17 protein-coding genes are annotated in these 16,431 nt (G+C 67.8%); 12 read left to right on the plus strand and 5 right to left on the minus strand.

From position 1 onward, the window contains the following. Positions 1–38: 38 nt before the first annotated feature. Positions 39–1,493, minus strand: coding sequence for an NAD-dependent succinate-semialdehyde dehydrogenase (locus JZ791_RS12115; RefSeq protein ID WP_216894350.1), 1,455 nt, complete (start codon positions 1,491–1,493; stop codon positions 39–41). A gap of 316 nt (positions 1,494–1,809) precedes the next feature. On the opposite strand from JZ791_RS12115, the gene JZ791_RS12120 reads away from it, so the two are divergent. From JZ791_RS12120 to JZ791_RS12150, 7 genes are read left to right on the plus strand one after another with little or no spacing between them, the layout of a single operon-like run. Further along, positions 1,810–2,562, plus strand: coding sequence for a dienelactone hydrolase family protein (locus JZ791_RS12120; RefSeq protein ID WP_216894351.1), 753 nt, complete (start codon positions 1,810–1,812; stop codon positions 2,560–2,562). Beyond that, positions 2,562–3,770, plus strand: a complete 1,209-nt coding sequence (locus tag JZ791_RS12125) for an ABC transporter substrate-binding protein (RefSeq protein WP_216894352.1) — start codon at positions 2,562–2,564, stop codon at positions 3,768–3,770. Before JZ791_RS12120 ends, JZ791_RS12125 begins: the two co-directional genes overlap by 1 nt. After that, positions 3,739–4,539 (plus strand): ABC transporter ATP-binding protein, encoded by an 801-nt coding sequence (locus tag JZ791_RS12130; protein WP_216894353.1) that lies wholly within the window; start codon positions 3,739–3,741, stop codon positions 4,537–4,539. The genes JZ791_RS12125 and JZ791_RS12130 overlap by 32 nt, the downstream gene beginning before the upstream one ends. Further along, a complete protein-coding gene (locus tag JZ791_RS12135) occupies positions 4,536–5,546 on the plus strand; it encodes a branched-chain amino acid ABC transporter permease (RefSeq protein ID WP_216894354.1) in 1,011 nt (336 codons plus the stop codon). Before JZ791_RS12130 ends, JZ791_RS12135 begins: the two co-directional genes overlap by 4 nt. Further along, a complete protein-coding gene (locus tag JZ791_RS12140) occupies positions 5,543–6,310 on the plus strand; it encodes an ABC transporter ATP-binding protein (protein ID WP_216894355.1) in 768 nt (255 codons plus the stop codon). The genes JZ791_RS12135 and JZ791_RS12140 overlap by 4 nt, the downstream gene beginning before the upstream one ends. Next, positions 6,307–7,173, plus strand: a complete 867-nt coding sequence (locus JZ791_RS12145; protein WP_216894356.1) for a branched-chain amino acid ABC transporter permease — start codon at positions 6,307–6,309, stop codon at positions 7,171–7,173. Before JZ791_RS12140 ends, JZ791_RS12145 begins: the two co-directional genes overlap by 4 nt. A gap of 13 nt (positions 7,174–7,186) precedes the next feature. After that, a complete protein-coding gene (locus JZ791_RS12150; RefSeq protein WP_254205607.1) occupies positions 7,187–7,423 on the plus strand; it encodes a GntR family transcriptional regulator in 237 nt (78 codons plus the stop codon). Between the two features lie 92 nt (positions 7,424–7,515). On the opposite strand, the gene dapA is transcribed toward JZ791_RS12150, so the two are convergent. Together dapA and JZ791_RS12160 are read right to left on the minus strand one after the other, a co-directional pair. Next, on the minus strand, positions 7,516–8,451 hold the full coding sequence (gene dapA, locus JZ791_RS12155; RefSeq protein ID WP_216894357.1) for a 4-hydroxy-tetrahydrodipicolinate synthase: 936 nt from the start codon (positions 8,449–8,451) through the stop codon (positions 7,516–7,518). Between the two features lie 34 nt (positions 8,452–8,485). Continuing rightward, positions 8,486–9,205 (minus strand): RraA family protein, encoded by a 720-nt coding sequence (locus JZ791_RS12160; protein ID WP_216894358.1) that lies wholly within the window; start codon positions 9,203–9,205, stop codon positions 8,486–8,488. A 96-nt stretch (positions 9,206–9,301) separates the two neighbouring features. Here JZ791_RS12160 and JZ791_RS12165 point away from each other — a divergent pair, with 96 nt between their 5' ends. Then, complete coding sequence (locus JZ791_RS12165; protein ID WP_216894359.1) at positions 9,302–10,201, plus strand: LysR family transcriptional regulator; 900 nt, start codon at positions 9,302–9,304, stop codon at positions 10,199–10,201. Positions 10,202–10,233: 32 nt separating this feature from the next. Here the strand turns inward: JZ791_RS12165 and JZ791_RS12170 are convergent, their stop codons facing one another. Both JZ791_RS12170 and JZ791_RS12175 read right to left on the minus strand, forming a co-directional pair. Further along, complete coding sequence (locus JZ791_RS12170; RefSeq protein WP_216894360.1) at positions 10,234–11,154, minus strand: amidohydrolase family protein; 921 nt, start codon at positions 11,152–11,154, stop codon at positions 10,234–10,236. Next, a complete protein-coding gene (locus JZ791_RS12175; protein ID WP_216894361.1) occupies positions 11,147–11,566 on the minus strand; it encodes a Rid family hydrolase in 420 nt (139 codons plus the stop codon). Before JZ791_RS12175 ends, JZ791_RS12170 begins: the two co-directional genes overlap by 8 nt. Before the next feature lie 254 nt (positions 11,567–11,820). Between JZ791_RS12175 and JZ791_RS12180 the strand changes: the two genes are divergently transcribed. Genes JZ791_RS12180 through JZ791_RS12195 form a run of 4 tightly spaced genes read left to right on the plus strand, consistent with a single transcriptional unit; the run spans position 11,821 to position 16,411 of the window. Continuing rightward, positions 11,821–12,942 carry an amidohydrolase family protein gene (locus JZ791_RS12180; RefSeq protein WP_254205608.1) on the plus strand — a complete coding sequence of 374 codons (1,122 nt, stop codon included), beginning with the start codon at positions 11,821–11,823 and terminating at the stop codon, positions 12,940–12,942. 10 nt (positions 12,943–12,952) lie between these two features. Then, a complete protein-coding gene (locus JZ791_RS12185) occupies positions 12,953–14,608 on the plus strand; it encodes a thiamine pyrophosphate-binding protein (protein WP_216894362.1) in 1,656 nt (551 codons plus the stop codon). Continuing rightward, complete coding sequence (locus JZ791_RS12190; protein ID WP_216894363.1) at positions 14,608–15,504, plus strand: substrate-binding domain-containing protein; 897 nt, start codon at positions 14,608–14,610, stop codon at positions 15,502–15,504. The genes JZ791_RS12185 and JZ791_RS12190 overlap by 1 nt, the downstream gene beginning before the upstream one ends. Positions 15,505–15,547: 43 nt before the next feature. Next, positions 15,548–16,411 (plus strand): amidohydrolase family protein, encoded by an 864-nt coding sequence (locus JZ791_RS12195; protein ID WP_216894364.1) that lies wholly within the window; start codon positions 15,548–15,550, stop codon positions 16,409–16,411. The last annotated feature ends 20 nt before the right edge of the window (positions 16,412–16,431 follow it).

The following is a 16,431-nucleotide window of genomic DNA, read 5'->3' on the forward strand; positions in this document are numbered from 1 at the left end:
GCGCCGCACCTCTCTTGGCACTGGGCGGCTGTCGCACCTCAGGTGGGGGAGTTCACCGGCAGGGACAGGTACTGGCACTCCAGGTACTCGTCCAGGCCGTGGAGCCCGCCCTCGCGGCCGAGACCCGAGGTCTTGATTCCGCCGAAGGGTGCGGCGGCGGTGGAAACGAAGCCGCGGTTCACCCCGACGATCCCGAAGTCCAACGCCGTACCCACCCGCAGCGCCTTGGACAGGTCCTGTGTGAAGACGTAGGAGGCCAGGCCGGCCTGGGTGGCGTTGGCCGTCCGGATCGCGTCCGCCTCGTCCTTGAAGCGGCTCACGCAGGCCACCGGACCGAAGATCTCCTCCCGTGCGATGGCGCATTCCCCGGGCACGTCCACGAGGAGTGTGGGCGGGTAGTAGCTGCCAGGGCCCTCGGGCAGCGGCGCCTGCGCGGCGATCCGGGCGCCGGCCGCGACCGCCTCGTCCACCAGCCGGGAGACCTTCCGCACCGCCGCGTCGTCGATCAGCGGACCGACGTCCGTACCCTCGGCCCGGCCGGCGCCGACGCGCAGGGCGTGGAACCGTTCGGCGAGCGCCTCCACGAACGCGTCCGCGCTCGCGTCCTGCACCAGGATCCGGTTGGCCGCGATGCAGGACTGCCCGCTGTTGCGGAGCTTGGCGACCAGCACCTGGTCGAGATGGTCAGGCTCGGCGTCGTCGAAGACGATCAGCGGGGCATCCCCGCCCAGCTCCATCGAGGAGTTCACCACCCGCTCGGCGCCCGCGCGCAGCAGCGCACTGCCGACCCCGGTCGAGCCGGTGAAGGAGACCTTGCGCAGCGCCGGCGAGGCGAAGACCGCCTCGGAGACCTCTACCGCCCGCGTAGTGGAGAGCAGATTGACCACGCCGGCCGGCAGACCCAGCTCGTGCAGCAGCTCGACCAGCCGGACCGCGGTCAGCGGCGTCTGCGCTGCGGGCTTGACGACACTCGTGCAGCCGGCCGCCAGTGCCGGCGCCAGCTTGCGGGTGATCATCGCCAGCGGGAAGTTCCACGGCGTGATCAGCAGGCAGGGGCCGACCGGCCGGTACTGGGTCAGAATGCGCACCGCCCCCGCCGGGTCGGTGTAGTGCTCGCCGTGCGGGAGCTGGCTGGCCTGGTCGGCGAACCAGGCCAGGAACTGGGCGCCGTAGCCGACCTCGCCGCGGGCGTCGGCCAGGGTCTTGCCGCTCTCGGCGGTGATCAGATCGGCGAACTCTTCGGCGCGCTCCAGGACCGCGTTGTGCAGCTCGCGCAGCAGCCCGGCTCGCGTCCCGACCGGGGTCGCTCCCCAGGAGGACTGCGCGGCGGCAGCGGCCGCCAGGGCGTCGCTCGCGTCGGGTGCGCTCGCGTCCGCGAGGGTGGCCAGCACCGAGTCGTCCGCGGGGTTGCGCACCTCGAAGGTCCGGCCGTCGCTCCCGGCGCGCCAGGCGCCATCCACGTAGACGCCGGAGTGCGGTTCGGGTTCAGTCATCTTCCATCTCCTTGATGTGGCTGCGGGCCTTCGCGGCGACGCGCTCGGTCAGCGCCCCGTACTCCGCGAACTCGGTGATCCGGTTGCGCTGATTTTCAGACTTTCCACACTGGCCGGAAGGCGGCCGATCTAGAGTATACTGTATTCACTATCCTAGTAATAGGAGCGCTGTCGACGCCGACGGGATGTTCCGGGCGACCGTGAAAATCGCTCGAATTTATACAGCTACAACCGTTGACACGGTTTCGGGGGCGCGCCTAACTTACTGGATACATTATATAGCTGGGCATCGTTGCCCGGAGAAGGAGGTATCGCCGTGAGGGAAGACCGCCTCTTCGTCCCCACCCCGGACGGACCGATGGAGACCGCGGTGGTCTGGCCGGAGGGATCCGGACCGTTCCCCGCGGTGGTGATGTACCACCACATCGGGGGTCTCCACGAAGGTCTGCTCGCCCTCGCCCGCCGGCTCGCGTCCTACGGCTACTGCGTCTTCGCGCCGTCGCTGTACTGGCGGGTCGGCACGGTGGAGATCGACCCGGACAACACCGACCCGGTCTCGCTGGCCATGCGCGGGGTGGTCGTCAAGACCGCCGAGACGCCGTTTCAGGTCATGAACGACACCCGCTACCTGCTCGACTACATCAAGCACATGCGGCAGGTGGACGACGGCCCGCGCGGCGCCGTCGGCTACTGCCTCGGCGGGCTCTTCGCGGTCCGCGCCTCCTGCGTCTTCCCGGACGAGATCAAAGCCTCCGCCTCGCTGTACGGGGTGGGGATGCTGACCGAGGGCGAGGAGTCGCTGGAGGCGACGCTCGGGCGGATGACGGGGTCCACGTACCTCGCCTTCGCCGAGCACGACAAGCACGTCAGCGCCGAGGACGTGGAGCGGGTGCGGGAGCTGTTCGCCAAGCACTGCGAGGCCGACTGGTCGGTCGAGCGGCTGGACGGCACCCGGCACGGCTTCGCCTTCCCCGGGCGGCCGATGTACGACTTCGAGGCCGCGGAGCACACCTGGGACAAGGTGCTCAGCGTGTTCGACGCCAGGCTCGGGACCGGTGCGGGCTCCTGATGCGCTGTCCAGACAAGGGCTCTGCTCCGGTCCGCCGCCGGCGCAGAGCGTCCAAGTCCGTTGTCGCAGCGGCGGTCTGCGGATTGCTGTCGGCATCCCTCGCCGCCTGCGGCTCCGACCGGGCCCGCTCGGACAGCGCGCCCGGGCCGGTGGTGATCGGCGTCTCGGCCGCCCAGACCGGATACCTGTCCTCGGTCGACCTCGGCTACATCGCGGGGCTCAGGCTCGCCGTGCAGGAGATCAATGCCGCCGGCGGCGCGGGTGGCCGCAGACTGGAGATCTCCGGGGTCTCGGACGAGCAGTCCAATCCGGTGGTCGGAGTGCAGAACGTCAACAAGCTGGTGAACGCCGACAGTGTGGACGCCATTCTGGCCGGCGGGGACTCCACGGCCTGCAGTGCCGCGCGGCCGGTGGTCACCCGCAACCAGCTGCCGATGGTCTGCGTCGCACCGCCGCCCACCGGGAGCGCCTACCAGTTCGAGGTGTCCAGCTCGGTGGGCAAGATGGTCGAGACGATCATGGCCTATGTCAAGCACCTCGAGGTGAAGTCGGTGGCTTTCCTCGCCACCACCAGCGTGTACGGGCAGCTCATCGGCACCCTGGTCAAGGCGGCCGTCCAGGCGGACGGGATCAGTATCAGCTCCACCACGACCGTCTCCGCCACGGCGACCGACATGACGGCGACCATGCAGCAGGTGGCGGCCTCGCACCCGGGGGCGGTGGTGGACTCGATCGTCGGCCCCGGCCACATCCTGGAGGCCAAGGGCGCCGAGGCCGCGGGACTCGACGTGCCGGTGATCCAGATGAGCGACACCCTGCAGACCTTCGAACAGGCGGCGGCGGCCTATCCCAGGACGGAGTTCGTCGTCCAGGCCCCGCAGGCCTATCCGCTGATCCCGGACACCGCCCTGCGGCAGGCGGACCAAACCTTCCTCACCGCATACCAGGCCTCGCACGGAGATTCGGCGCTGGTCACCTCGGCCGCGTACGGCTGGGACGCCGTGCACATCCTCGCCGAGGCGGTGGCCCGCTCGGGCAGTGCCACCGGCCCGAAGGTGCAGGCCGAACTCAACTCGCTGAGCTGGCAGGGCGCGGTGAGCTCCTACCGCTACTCCACGAAGGACCACACCGGTCAGAACGCCACGGCCAACCCCAACTCGATAGGTAGCTACTCCGGTGACAAGCTCCACATCACTTTCCAGGGATGAGAACGGCACCCGGCCGCCAGACCCGGCGACCGCGGTGGTCGAGGCCGCCGGGCTGGGCGTCGCCTACGGCCGGGTGCAGGCGCTCGAGGGTGTGTCGATGTCCCTGCTCCGCGGGGAGACCGCCCTGGTGCTCGGACTGAACGGGGCCGGCAAGACCACCCTCCTCAAAGCACTGGCCGGACTGGTCGAGGCCGGCACCGGGACCGTCCGCCTCGGCGGTCTCGACGTCACGGCCATGCCGACGCATCGACGGGCTAGAGCCGGGCTCTCATTGGTCCCGGAGGGACGGGGAGTGCTGCCGGGCCTCAGCGTCCGCGACAACATCCTGCTCGGACTGCACACCGCCCCGCGCCGCCGCCGTCGCTCCGAGCACGAGGCGCTGGACTGGTCGACCGCCTTCTTCCCACCGCTGCGGGCCAAGATGAAGCAGGACTGCTCCACACTGAGCGGCGGCGAGATGCAGATGCTCGGCACGGCGCGGGCCCTGGTCGCCGACCCCAAGGTGCTGATGATCGACGAACCCTCGCTCGGTCTTGCCCCGAAGGCGACGGCGACTGTCTACCAGGCGCTGGGTCGCCTCCAGGAGGAGGGGATCTCGCTGCTGATCGTGGAGCAGAAGTCGGTCCCGCTGGTTCGGGATCCTGACCGGGTGGTGGTGCTGCGCAGCGGGCGCGTGGTCCGCGAGCTGCGGCACGCCCTGCCCTCCCCGGAGGAGCTGTCCGAGATCTACCTGGGCGGGGAGACCGAGAAGGAAGAAGGAGCCTTATGAGGTCCGAACTGTGGGAGAGAAGGAACGGCCTGGTCGTCCTGGCCGTGGGCGCGATACTGGTCGGCGTCGCGGTCTCCGGCTCCGCGTACTGGCTGTACTTGTTCTGCCTGGTGGCGATCTACGCGATCGTCGGGATCGGGTTCAACGTCGCCCTCGGGGTCGCGGGCCAGGTGACCTTCGCCCAGGTCGGCTTCATGGCGATCGGCGCCTACACCAGCGCGCTGCTCGAGGTGAAGGAGCACTGGAACCCGTGGCTCGCGATCCTCGCCGGGGTGGTGTTCTCCGCGGCCGTCGCCGCCCTGGTCTACCTGCCCTTCCTGCGGCTCAGGGGGCACTACCTCGCGATGGGCACGCTGGCGCTGGCCCTCGGCGTGCAGTCCCTGGCGACCAACGCCAGGGGCCTGACCGGCGGCGCCCTGGGCGTGGGCGACATCCCGACGATGACTATCGGCGGCTTCGCCGTCGACCAGACCATCGACTACTTCGTCCTGTTCTGGGTCGCCGCCGGGATCTGCCTCGGCGTCTACCACCTGCTGGTCTCCTCCCACCTGGGCCGGGCTTGGCGCGCGGTGGCGGCGCGGCCGGACGTGCCGGAGTCGGTCGGCGTCTCGGTCTCCCGGGTGCGGCTGCTCGCACTGGTGGTGGCGAGCGGGATGGCCGGGCTGGCGGGGGCGCTCTTCGGGCAGTTCCTCAGCTATGTGTCCCCCGACTACTTCGACTCGGTGATGATCGGCAACATCTTCTTCGTGCTCATCGTCGGCGGCAGCGGCCAGTTGGCCGGACCGCTGATCGGGGCGGCACTGGTGGTGCTGCTGCCGGAGCAGATCTCCTTCTTCGGCAGCTGGCAGAACGTGGCGATGCTCGCCGTACTGCTGCTCTGGCTGATCCTCTGGCCCTCCGGGATCCTCGGCGACGGCCGGGAACTGGGCAGCATCCGCGGGCTGCTGCCGAGACGCCGGCGGCTGCCGTTCGCCGCGACGAGGACGCGGACGCAGGAGGCGGTATGACCCAGCAACTGCTGGATGTGGCGGGCGTGTCGCGTTCCTTCGGCGGGGTCAGGGCGGTCGACGATGTGTCGCTTTCCGTCCTCCCGGGCGAGACGGTCGGGCTGATCGGGCCGAACGGCGCCGGCAAGTCCACCATGCTCGCCCTGATCGCCGGAGCCCTCCGCCCGGACCGCGGCACCGTGCGGTTCGCGGGGCACGACGTCACCTCGTACGCCACTGCCAAGCGGGCCCGGCTCGGGCTGGTGCGGACCTTCCAGGCGGCCAGCCCGCTGACGCGGATGACCGTGAAGGAGAACGTCCTGGCGGGCTACGCCTCCTCCTTTCGGGCCGGCGCGGTCGAGGTCCTGCTGAGGTCGCCGCGGATGCGGCGCGAGGAGCGCGCCTTCGGCGAGAAGGCCGACGAACTCCTCGAGTACTGCGGCCTCGCCGCCGACGCGGATCGGCCCGCTGGGGAGCTCTCCTTCGGCCGGCTGCGTCTGCTGGAGGTGGCCCGGGTGCTGGCGGCCGGCCCCCGGCTGCTGCTGCTCGACGAGCCGGGGGCCGGGCTCAACCACGTGGAGATCGACCGGCTGGCCGGGCTGCTCGACGATGTGCGGGCGCGCGGCACCTCGGTGCTGGTGGTCGACCACGACGTGTCCTTCCTCTTCTCCCTCTGCGACCGGGTCACCCTGCTCGACTTCGGCCGGCTGATCCTCAGCGGGCCCGCACAGCAGGTGCGGGAGAGCGAGGAACTGAGAACCGTCTACCTGGGAGAGCCCTCGTGATCGCCACCCTGGCCGTGGGCCTGGCCCTCGGCGCGATGTACGCACTGGTCGCGACCGGCTACACGATCGTCTACCGGGCCACCGGTGTGATCAACTTCGCCTCCGGGACCTATGTGGTGGTCGGCGGACTGGGCAGCTACTGGCTCTCCGAGCAGGAGCACTGGCCGTACGGCCTCGCGGTGGTCGGCGGGACGGTGCTGGCGGGGGTCTGGAGCAGCGTGCTCTGGTTCGTGATCATCGTCCCGCTCTGGCGCCGCCGGAGCCCCGGTTACATCGTCCTGCTCAGCACCGTGATGGTCGCGGCGCTCTCCGCCCCGCTGATCGAGAAGCTGGTCACGCCGGACGCGCAGACCCTCCCGGCCTGGGTGCCGGGCTGGCAGGTCCGGGTGGGGCAAAGCCGGATCAGCGGGCAGTACGTGCTGATCATGGCGGTCTCGATCGCGGTCGTGGTCGCCGTCACCCTGCTGCTGAGGTACTCCACCACCGGCCGGCGGCTGCGCGCTTGTGCGGCGAACCGGGAGACCAGCCGGCTGCTCGGCATTCACCCCGAGGGGGTCGGCGCGGTGGCGATGGCGGTCACCGGGCTGCTCGGTGGGCTGGCCGGGGCGATGGCCATCGCGGCGCAGGCCATCCAGCCGGACGTCGGCCTGTCCCTGAGCGTCTTCGCCTTCGTCGCCGCGGTTTTCGGCGGACTGGAGAGCGCCGCCGGGGCCTTCGCCGGCGGGCTGGTGCTCGGGGTCGCGCAGACCCTGGTGGACCGGTACTACACGGCCAGCTACGACGAGCTGATCGTCTTCGGGCTGCTGACAGCGGTGCTGCTGCTCCGGCCGCAGGGGCTGCTGGTCCGTTCCCGGCCACGATGAGGCGGGCGGCATTTTGAGCGCGCTTTCGCGACGAGATCGTGCGGGGCGGATCGAGGACGGCAGACGCATCAACCAGGTGCAGCCCGCCGAGCGGTACGGCGTCTCGCGGATCCCGGTCCGCGAGGCCCTCCGGCGGCTCCAGTCGGAATCCCTGGTCGTCCTGCCAGTGGCCCATGCACCCGTGGCCATCGGGTTACCGGTCGGTGCGATTCGCAGGTGGCGGGCCTACTCCAGCGGCGATCAGAGGTGATCCTGAAAGATGCGTTGCACCAAGCGCTTTCGAGCGCTGAGACGCGTAGTTCGAGGCCCCGGGACCCGACGAGCATGAGGGGTTTGTCGGGATCACATGCCTCGGCTGTCCCCGGGCGGAAGAAGTTCCGCGCCCGCGGCGAGTAGCTTTTCGGCCTCTACCTTGCCGTCGTCGGTTAGTGGGACCAGCGGAGGGCGTACGAAACCGGACTCGATGCGTCCCTGCTGAGCCAGCGCCCATTTCAGCGGTGCCGGGTTGGTCTCTATGAACAGGAGATCGGCCAGTGGGTGCAGGCGATAGTGCAAGTCGCGGGCTTTCGCGTAGTCGCCCGTATCCCAGGCTTCGTACATCTGAGCGACGGCCGCCGGAGCCAAATTGGCGACCGCACTGATGAATCCGACGCCGCCGAGGGCCAGCAAGGGAAGGCACAGCAATTCGATGCCCGACCACATCAGCAGGTCCGGTCCGCAGGCGTGCAGTACGCGGGAGAAGTGCGAGAAGTCCTTGGTCGTTTCCTTGATCCCGACGATATTGTCGAATTCGCGGTACAGGCGAGCGACTGTGCCGGGTGCGATATCCACTGCGGTTCTCGAGGGCACGTTGTAGATCACTATGGGCAGGTCGGGAAATTCCCGGGCGACGGTCGCGTACCAGTTGTAGAGGCCGAGTTGGGTGGGTTGCGCGTAGTAGGGAGTGATAACGAGTACGGCGTCGGCACCGGCATCACGGGCGACCGCGGTCAGGTCGAGGGTGTCATCGAGTTCGGCGCTGCCGGTTCCGGGAAGGAACGGCACGCGGTCGCCGACCGCCGTCGCGACCGTGCGGATCGCCTCGGCCCGTTCGGCCAACGTCTGCGCACCCGGTTCGCCGGTCGAACCGCCGAACGAAATGGCGTGAGTGCCGTTGCTCAGTTGGAACTCGACCAGGTCAGACAGGCTGGCGTGGTCGACGGTGCCGTCGGAGTGGAACGGGGTGATCAACGGCGCGATCGAACCGCGTATCTGGGCAGGGTCGTTGCGGAACTTCACGGTGCTTCTCCTGAGTTGCTCGCGTAGTGTTATTTCATTCGGTATCGGTGAGGGTGGTCAGCCAGTCCTCGTACCGCTTTTGCCAGATGTCGCCGAGCGGATAGAGGCCTTCGATCCCGGAACCCGCGGCCACCTGCTCGGTGATGAACCGCTCCTGACGCTCCTGCTCGGCCGCGGCGCCGAGCACCTCGCGCACCAGCGGCGGCGGGATGACCAGCACGCCGTCGTCGTCGCCGACAATCCAGTCGCCAGGCAAGACCGCTGCGCCGCCGCAGCCGATCGGAACATCGATGTCCCAGGGGACGTGACGTCGCCCGAGCACGGCGGGGTGCGGCCCGCCGTGGAATACCGAGATGCCGAGTTCCGCGACGACGGCCGCGTCACGCAGTCCGCCGTCGGTGACGACGGCTGCGGCTCCGCGCACCTCGGCACGTTTGGCCAGGATGTCACCGATCGTGCCGCTGCCACGCTCGCCCCGGGCCTCCATGACGAGGACCTCGCCGGGTTCCAGGGACTCGATGGCCCGCTTCTGGGCGTTGAATCCGTCGCCGCGTTCGGCGAACAGATCCTCCCGGTGGGGTAGGTAACGCAGAGTGCGCGCACGACCCGCGAACCGCGAACCCGGCTTAGCCGCCTGCACACCGTCGATGGTGACGTTGTTCAGTCCGTGCTTGCGCAGCTGCGCTGACAGGGTCGCCACCGACACTGTTGTCAGTTTCTCGCGGAGATCGTTTTCGGCAAGGTCGTCGGCCATGCTCGGTCACCTTTCTCGCTGGTGGTACGTACTCAGACAATCGGCTGAGGCCGAGAACGACAAGAAGCCCCGACCCGTAATTGTTAAACTTTATGCATGAATATCGACTTTGCGTTGCTGCGCTCTTTCGTCGTTCTCGCCGAGGAGTTGCACTTCGCGCGTGCCGCCGAGCGCCTGTACATCGAGCAGCCGGCGCTGAGTCAGCGAACTCGCCGTCTCGAGCGCAGGATCGCGGTCCAGCTATTCGACCGTGATACCCGTAACGTGCGGCTGACGCCCGCGGGGGTGGAGTTTCTCAACGACATCCGGGATGTGCTGGCGCGGTTCGATTCGGCGGTCGCTCGCGCGCAGGAAACGGCCTCGGGCGATCGCGGCACCATCCGGGTGGCCTACACGTTCAGCGTGGGCTACGAAACTTTGCCGGCGCTGCTCACCGGCCTCGATACGGATTCGGGGTTACAGGCGGAGGCACTGGAATTGTGGGAGAAGGACGTCCTGGACGCCGTACGCCGCCGGAGGCAGGATGTTGGGCTGGTGCGTTATGACCCCGATGATCCGGAGTTGGCCTCGGTGCTGATTCGCCGTGAGCGACTGGCTCTCGCGGTGCCACACGGGCACCACCTGGCCACACTGATGTCGGTGTCGTTGTCCGAAGTATCCGGTGAGCCGTTCGTGATCATTCCGCGCAGCGTGGCGCCCGGCTACCATGCGGTGATCGAGAAAGTATTCGCCAGAGCCGGATTCGCGCCCAAGACCGTCGCGAACGCTGTCCCGGGCAGCCGGGTCATGACAGATCTGCAGCGCAACAATGCCGTTGCCCTGCTGCCGATGTCCGCGCAGCGGGTTCATCCGGAAGGCGTGGCCGCCTTCCTGCGGATCGAAGACGATTTCGCGACCCTGCCCGTCCGATTGATCTACCGGGAGGATTCGAGCACGGCGGTGCGAGCGTTCGCCGACCGGGCACAACAGATCGCTCGTGAGCACCACTGGTTGTAGCAGGCGAGCCGCCGTCGGCGATTACCGTGTGCTCAATCGCGATCCTCGTCGTTTGCCGGCGCGGTGATCTCGTTCGAAATGTCGGCGAACCGGAAAACCTCCTGAGGGTTCTTCACGAGGATCTGCCGTCGTGTTGCTTCGTCCGGCGCGTACCGTGCGAAGAGGTCGAGCAGTTCGCCATCGTTCGGGACCGGGACGGGGCGGATCGGGTGCGGCCAGTCGCTGGCCCACAACATTCGGGTCGGTACCTGCTGGATGTACTCGTGCGCGTACGCGACGGCGTCATTCCAGGGGTGTCCGGCGGCTTCGGCACGCTTATCGCCGTTGGACAGCATCATCCACCAGTTCCCGCGCTGCAGCAGGTTGAGCATCTTCCGGAACCGGGGGTCGGCCAGGCCGTGGTCGTACTGCAATGGCCCCATGTGGTCGACGATGATATCGGCCTCCACATCGTCGAACAATGCGGTCACCTCGTCCGGATCCATGTCGACCAGCTGCAGCTTGAAGTACCAGCCGCGCTCCGTGACTCGTTCGATCGCCCGTCTGATCCGCTCCGGAGAGAGCCGGCTGGCGGTGAGTCTCGGATGAAAGTTGAACCGTGCGCCGCGCACGCCTGCCTCATGCATCTCGGTGAGCTGATCATCGGTCACCGAATCGTCGACGCGTCCGCAGCCCCGGTAGCCGCTGCCCGCGGTCGACAGCGCGTCGATGAGCGCCGAGTGGTCGGTGCCGTACGCGGTCGGCTGAACGATCACACCGCGGTCGATCCCGAGCACCGAATGTGTGCGCCGCATCGCGTGCACGGTGGCGTCGTAAGCGGTGTAGACGGCATTCGGCTGTACCGGAAACCGTTCTCGATCGCCGAAAACATGTACGTGGCTATCGCATGAACCGGCTGGCAGTTGCCATTTCGGCGCACGCGTCTCCGGATCGAAATTCCCGTATTCAACCATGCTTTTCTCCCTTGACCGCGTTGTCCTCGAGTACCGCGACGATTTCGCATTGCACCCGGATATGCGGACGGTTCGTCCCGACGGAAACCCGCCGCGCCGGTCGTCTGCCCGGGTCCGGGAACAGCGCGCACCACCATTCGTTGAGCACCGCGCGGTCGGCGGACCGGCCGAGCTGGATATCGAACTTCGCGATATCGTCCAGTGATCCGCCGACGGCGGCCAATACCGCCGCCACATTGGCGGACATCTGTGCGCATTCGTCCGCGAACTCGGCGGGAAAGCTCGTCGGGTCGGTGCCGTCCTTACCGCCGTGGACGACACCGGTGAAGAGCAAGTCGCCTACGCGACAGCCTGCCGGCACAGGATTCTCGTGCGAGAAACCCTCGATATAGATGCTCTCTCGTGGAGCCATTCGATCCTCTTTCCCCGCGCCACGGATACCGTGCGAAATTCGCGTACGCGACCACGTTCCGTCGGGAAACGCTAAACGCCGCCCGGTAGGGCCTCCAAGACAGGTCGGCGACCGATTTATGCACAAGCGTTATGGGTGAAACTCCGCGTCATTAATGCATACTTTTTATCAGTACGCTCCCTGTGTGCCTTGGTGCCGCTTTCGCCGGAGCTTACGTTTGTGGCGTACCCGACCAGCGAAAGGAGGCCTGACCCATGGCTCGGTTGAACGGCGTCGTCGAGCGCCTCGAACGGGGGCAGACGGTCCCGCCGATGTACGTCGATTGCCACGCGCACTTCACCAGCGTGCCGCAGGCGCTGAAACAATGGCGCAACCGGCAGATCGACGAGATCGAGCGGCATGGGCGGCATATGCCTGCCGGGGGACCGGACATCTCCGACAGTGAACTGGCTCGGGCCTTGTCCGGCGGGCCGATCTCGCTGCAGGCCGCGCGCGGGATCGACATGACCTTGCTGTCTCCCATCGCGGGCCTGATGGCGCACCACTACGGCGACCAGGAAACCAGCGTGGTCTGGAGCAGACTGAGCAACGACATCATCCATCGTGCGTGCGGGCTCTTTCCCGACCGCCTCGTGGGTGTCGGTCAGTTGCCGCAGTCTCCCGGCGAAAGTATCGACGCCAGCGTGGCCGAGCTACGGCGGTGTGTGAACGAACTGGGGTTCGTGGGGTGCAACCTGAATCCTGACCCCTCCGACGGTTACTGGCGGGCATCGTCGATCACCGACCCGTACTACTATCCGCTCTACGCCGAGATGGTCGAGCTGGGAGTGCCGGCCGTTGTCCATGCCTCGATGTCGGCCAACCCGGCCGTGCAAGGCACCTGTGCCCATTACCTCAACGCCGACACCACGGTGTTCATGCAGCTGTGCCAGTCCGACCTGTTCAGGGAGTTCCCCGAGCTGCGATTGATCCTGCCGCACGGTGGCGGGGCGGTTCCGTACCACTGGGACAGGTACCAGGGCGTTATGTACGACCAGGGTCGCGGTGATCTGCTCGACATCATCGGCGACAACGTGTACTTCGACACCTGCCTCTACGGGCAGCGGGGCATGCAGCTGCTGGTGGACACCGTGCCGGCGAAGAACCTGGTCTTCGCCTCGGAAATGATCGGCGCCGTACGAAGCACCGACCCCGCGACAGGCCGCCGGTACGACGACACCCGCACGCTGCTGGAGGAGGTTGCGGGATTGTCCGAAACGGGCCGCGCCGCGATCGCGTCCGGCAACGCGCTCAGGGTTTTTCCACGGCTGCGCGGAATTCTGGATACCGACGAGACATTCCCCGGAACCGGGCACAGCCACAATGTCGTGGGCTGAGAGGGAACCCATGACCAAGGTTTACGAAGCCATCGCCGACGCGTTCGTGGCGGAAGGAACCTCACATGTCTTCGGCATGATGGGCGACGCCAATATGCACTGGATGAACGCGGTCGCCGAGCGCGGCGTAGAGCTGTTCGAGGTCCGCCACGAAGGCTCGGGTCTGACGATGGCGGACGGCTGGTCGCGCGCCACCGGCCGTCCGGGCGTCGGGGCGACGACGTGCGGCCCCGGCGTCACCCAGCTCGCGACAGCGCTGGTCTGCGCGGCCCGCGCACGCACCCCGCTCGTCGTTTTTGCCGGTGCGGCGCCGCTGACCGATCCAGGCGACTCCCAGTACCTCGATCAGCGCAGATTCGCCGAAGCCGTGGAGTGTGGATTCGTGTCCGTGTTGGCACCGGCACGTGCTCGGACCGCGGTACGGGAGGCGTTCTGGCTGGCGCGTACGACGTCGAAACCGGTGATGATCAGCGTGCCCATGGATGTACAACTGGCAGAGTTCGACGGACCGGCGCACTACCTGCCGTCGACCGACCTCATCGATACCACCCCCGTGACGCCCGATCCGCAGCGCATCCAGGACGCCGCCGACCTCATCGCCGAGAGTGAGCGCGTGGTCGTTCTCGTCGGGAAGGGCGCGCGTTCGCCGGAGGTGGCCGGTCTCGTCATCCAGCTCCACGAGCGGACGCGCGCGTTGCTGGCCACCACGCTGCAGGCCAGCAACTGGCTGCGCGACCGGACGCCGTACCACGCCGGAATCGCCGGGGGCTACGGGACGAGAATCGCTCACGAATTGATGAGGGAGGCGGACTGCGTAGTCGCGGTAGGCGCCAGCCTGAATCAGTACACGATCTGGCACGGTCGCCTCTTCCCGAAGGCCGATATCGTCCACATCGACCGGGCCGGTCAGGTCGTACCGGGGGACGGCCGGCCGGTCGACTGTTATGTGCGCGGCGACGCCCGCCCGGCGCTCCAGCAGCTGATCACCGCACTCGGCGGCAGGACCCCGGCCGGAACCGGGTTCCACACGCCGGTGGTCGCCGAGCGACTTCGGGAGGCTACGACGCTGCGGGAACCGTTCCACCGGGAGCCAGATCGGCTGGACCCGCGCGAAGTTGTCCTCACGCTGGATCGGTTGATCCCCGAACGGCTTCCGCTCGTGCTGGGCAGCGGTCACCAAACCGATTTCGGGACCATGCTCTTCTCCCGGCCGCGAGAGGTCGTGTCCAACTACGGGCTGTTCGGTGCGATCGGCCAGGCGCCGCTGCTCACGATGGGCTGGACCCTCGGGCGGCACGGCCAGCCCACCTTCGTCGTGGAAGGGGATGCCAGCTTCATCATGCACCTGGCAGAGTTCGACACCGCATGCCGCTACCGCTGGCCGGTACTGATCCTGGTGATGAACGACGAGGCGCTCGGGGCCGAATACCACAAATCCGAAGCCCACGGGCTGCGCCGGGACCTCTCGGCGATTCGCTCGCCGGACCTCGGGGCCGTAGCCACCGCGATGGGTGGCCACGGGGCCACCGTGCGCACGATCGCCGCACTCGAAGCGGCGGTCGGCGATTTCGTCGCCGACCCCGAGCCCACGGTTGTCGATATTCGTATCACGCGCGCGGTGATGAGTGTGCCGTTCCGGCGGCTGTGGTGCGGGGAAGAGGTCTGATGAGGCGTCTCACCGCCGCTTTGCGCCGGTATCCGCACCTCGAACCGCTGCTCGACGGCAGTCCGGTCAGCGAGGGATACGCGCTCGATGTCGCGGACATCCACCCGATCCACGAAGCCTTCGCTCCGATGGTCCGGCACCTGCGCTATGACCTCAGTGAGCTCGCCGTCGCCACCTTGCTGCAGGCCATCGAATCCGATGTGCCGATCGCCGCCCTGCCGGTGGTCCCGCTCGGGAATTTCCCTCATCGGTCACTCTATGTATGGGGTGGTGACCGCCGGGTCGACCCGGCGGATCTGCCGGGGCGCAGGCTCGGCGTGCGCGCTTACAGCCAGACCACCGGGCTGTGGGCACGCGGAGTTCTCGGTGACGACTACGGGGTGTCCTCCCGCGACATCACCTGGGTGACCACCGAGGGCCCCCATGTCGCCACCGCGAAGGATCCGAGCAACGTCATCCGGACCTCCACGAACCTGGTCGACGCCCTGCGTGCCGGAGACCTCGCGTCGGTCGTGCTGGGCGCTCCGTTCGCCGCGAATGTCGACGGACTGGCCCCGCTGATTCCCGACTGGGAATCCCGGCAGGAGAGTTTCTTCGATCAGCATGGATGGGTGCCGGCGAACCATCTCGTCGTCGTGCGACGGGATCTGCTCCGCTCGGAGCCGGGGCTCATCCGTGCGTTCTACCGCGATCTGACCGCGAGTATCGAGGCCACAATGCGAAACGAACCGTCCGGGACGGTCCGCGGGCGTGCGGTGCGGTACGGCGTCGCTTCGGGTTTGCTCGACATGCTCGCGACAGCGATTCGGTACGCGCGGGAACAAGAGGTCATCCGGTGCGACCTCGACGCGGCGGATATCTTCGCCGACTTCGAAAAGTACGTAGGCGAGTCGTGACGCGGACAAGCTGCCCGACGGTTGCGAGAAAGGCAGGGCAACGATGACCTTCTACTTCGACACCCATACTCACGCCGTGTCCGGCGATACCGTCACCTACCCCGCGCGGCCGCTGGGCGGAATCCGGTCCGATTGGTCGCTTTCCCGTCCGGTCGACGGGGACGAGTTGATCGACCATCTCGACCGAGCGGGTGTGCGCTGGGCGGCGCTCGTGCAGGCGGCGACGGTATACGGGGTCGACAACCGGTACGCGGCGCACGTGCTGGCGCGGCACGCCGACCGCCTGGTCGGTGTGTGCTCGGTCGATTTCCTCTCCGATTCGGCCGTGGAGGATCTGCAGTACTGGATCCAGGAGCGGGGCTTTCGCGGCGTCCGCATCCGGATCGCCGACGGCGACACCAAGGTTGCCGACCCGGGTGCGGGCCTGTCCGACGAGCGGATGGCCGCCGTCTGGGACTACATCGACGATCACGGTATCCCGGTGTGTATTCAGATGCACTCCAAGCACACCGGTGAACTGCTGAAAGTGCTCGGCGAACACCCGGCGACAACAGTCGTGCTGGACCACGCCGGCCGACCCGATGCCAGTGGCGGCCCGGAATATCCGATGCTCGGCGAGATCGAACAGCTCGCGGCCTTCCCCGGGGTCCATCTCAAGATCACCCCCGCGGCGCTGCGCCGGCTCGGAAACCAGCCCGGCGCCGATGTCTCCGAGGTGTTGCGGCGGCTGGCGAAGAAGTTCGGAACCGGTCACCTGATGTGGGGCTCGGACTTTCCGGCCGCCCAGGGCTCGCTACGGGAGTCCCGGGAGCTGATCGAAAGCCGGTTGTCCTGGCTGGCCGAGCACGAGCGCCAGGCGGTCCTCGGCCACAACGCGGCCCGCGTCTACGGCGTGCGCGTCGGATGACGATGAGACCCGGCTTCTGC

Origin of the sequence: Nocardia alni, assembly GCF_019038435.1 — a bacterium.
In the GTDB taxonomy this organism is placed as follows: Bacteria; Actinomycetota; Actinomycetes; order Mycobacteriales; family Mycobacteriaceae; genus Nocardia; species Nocardia alni.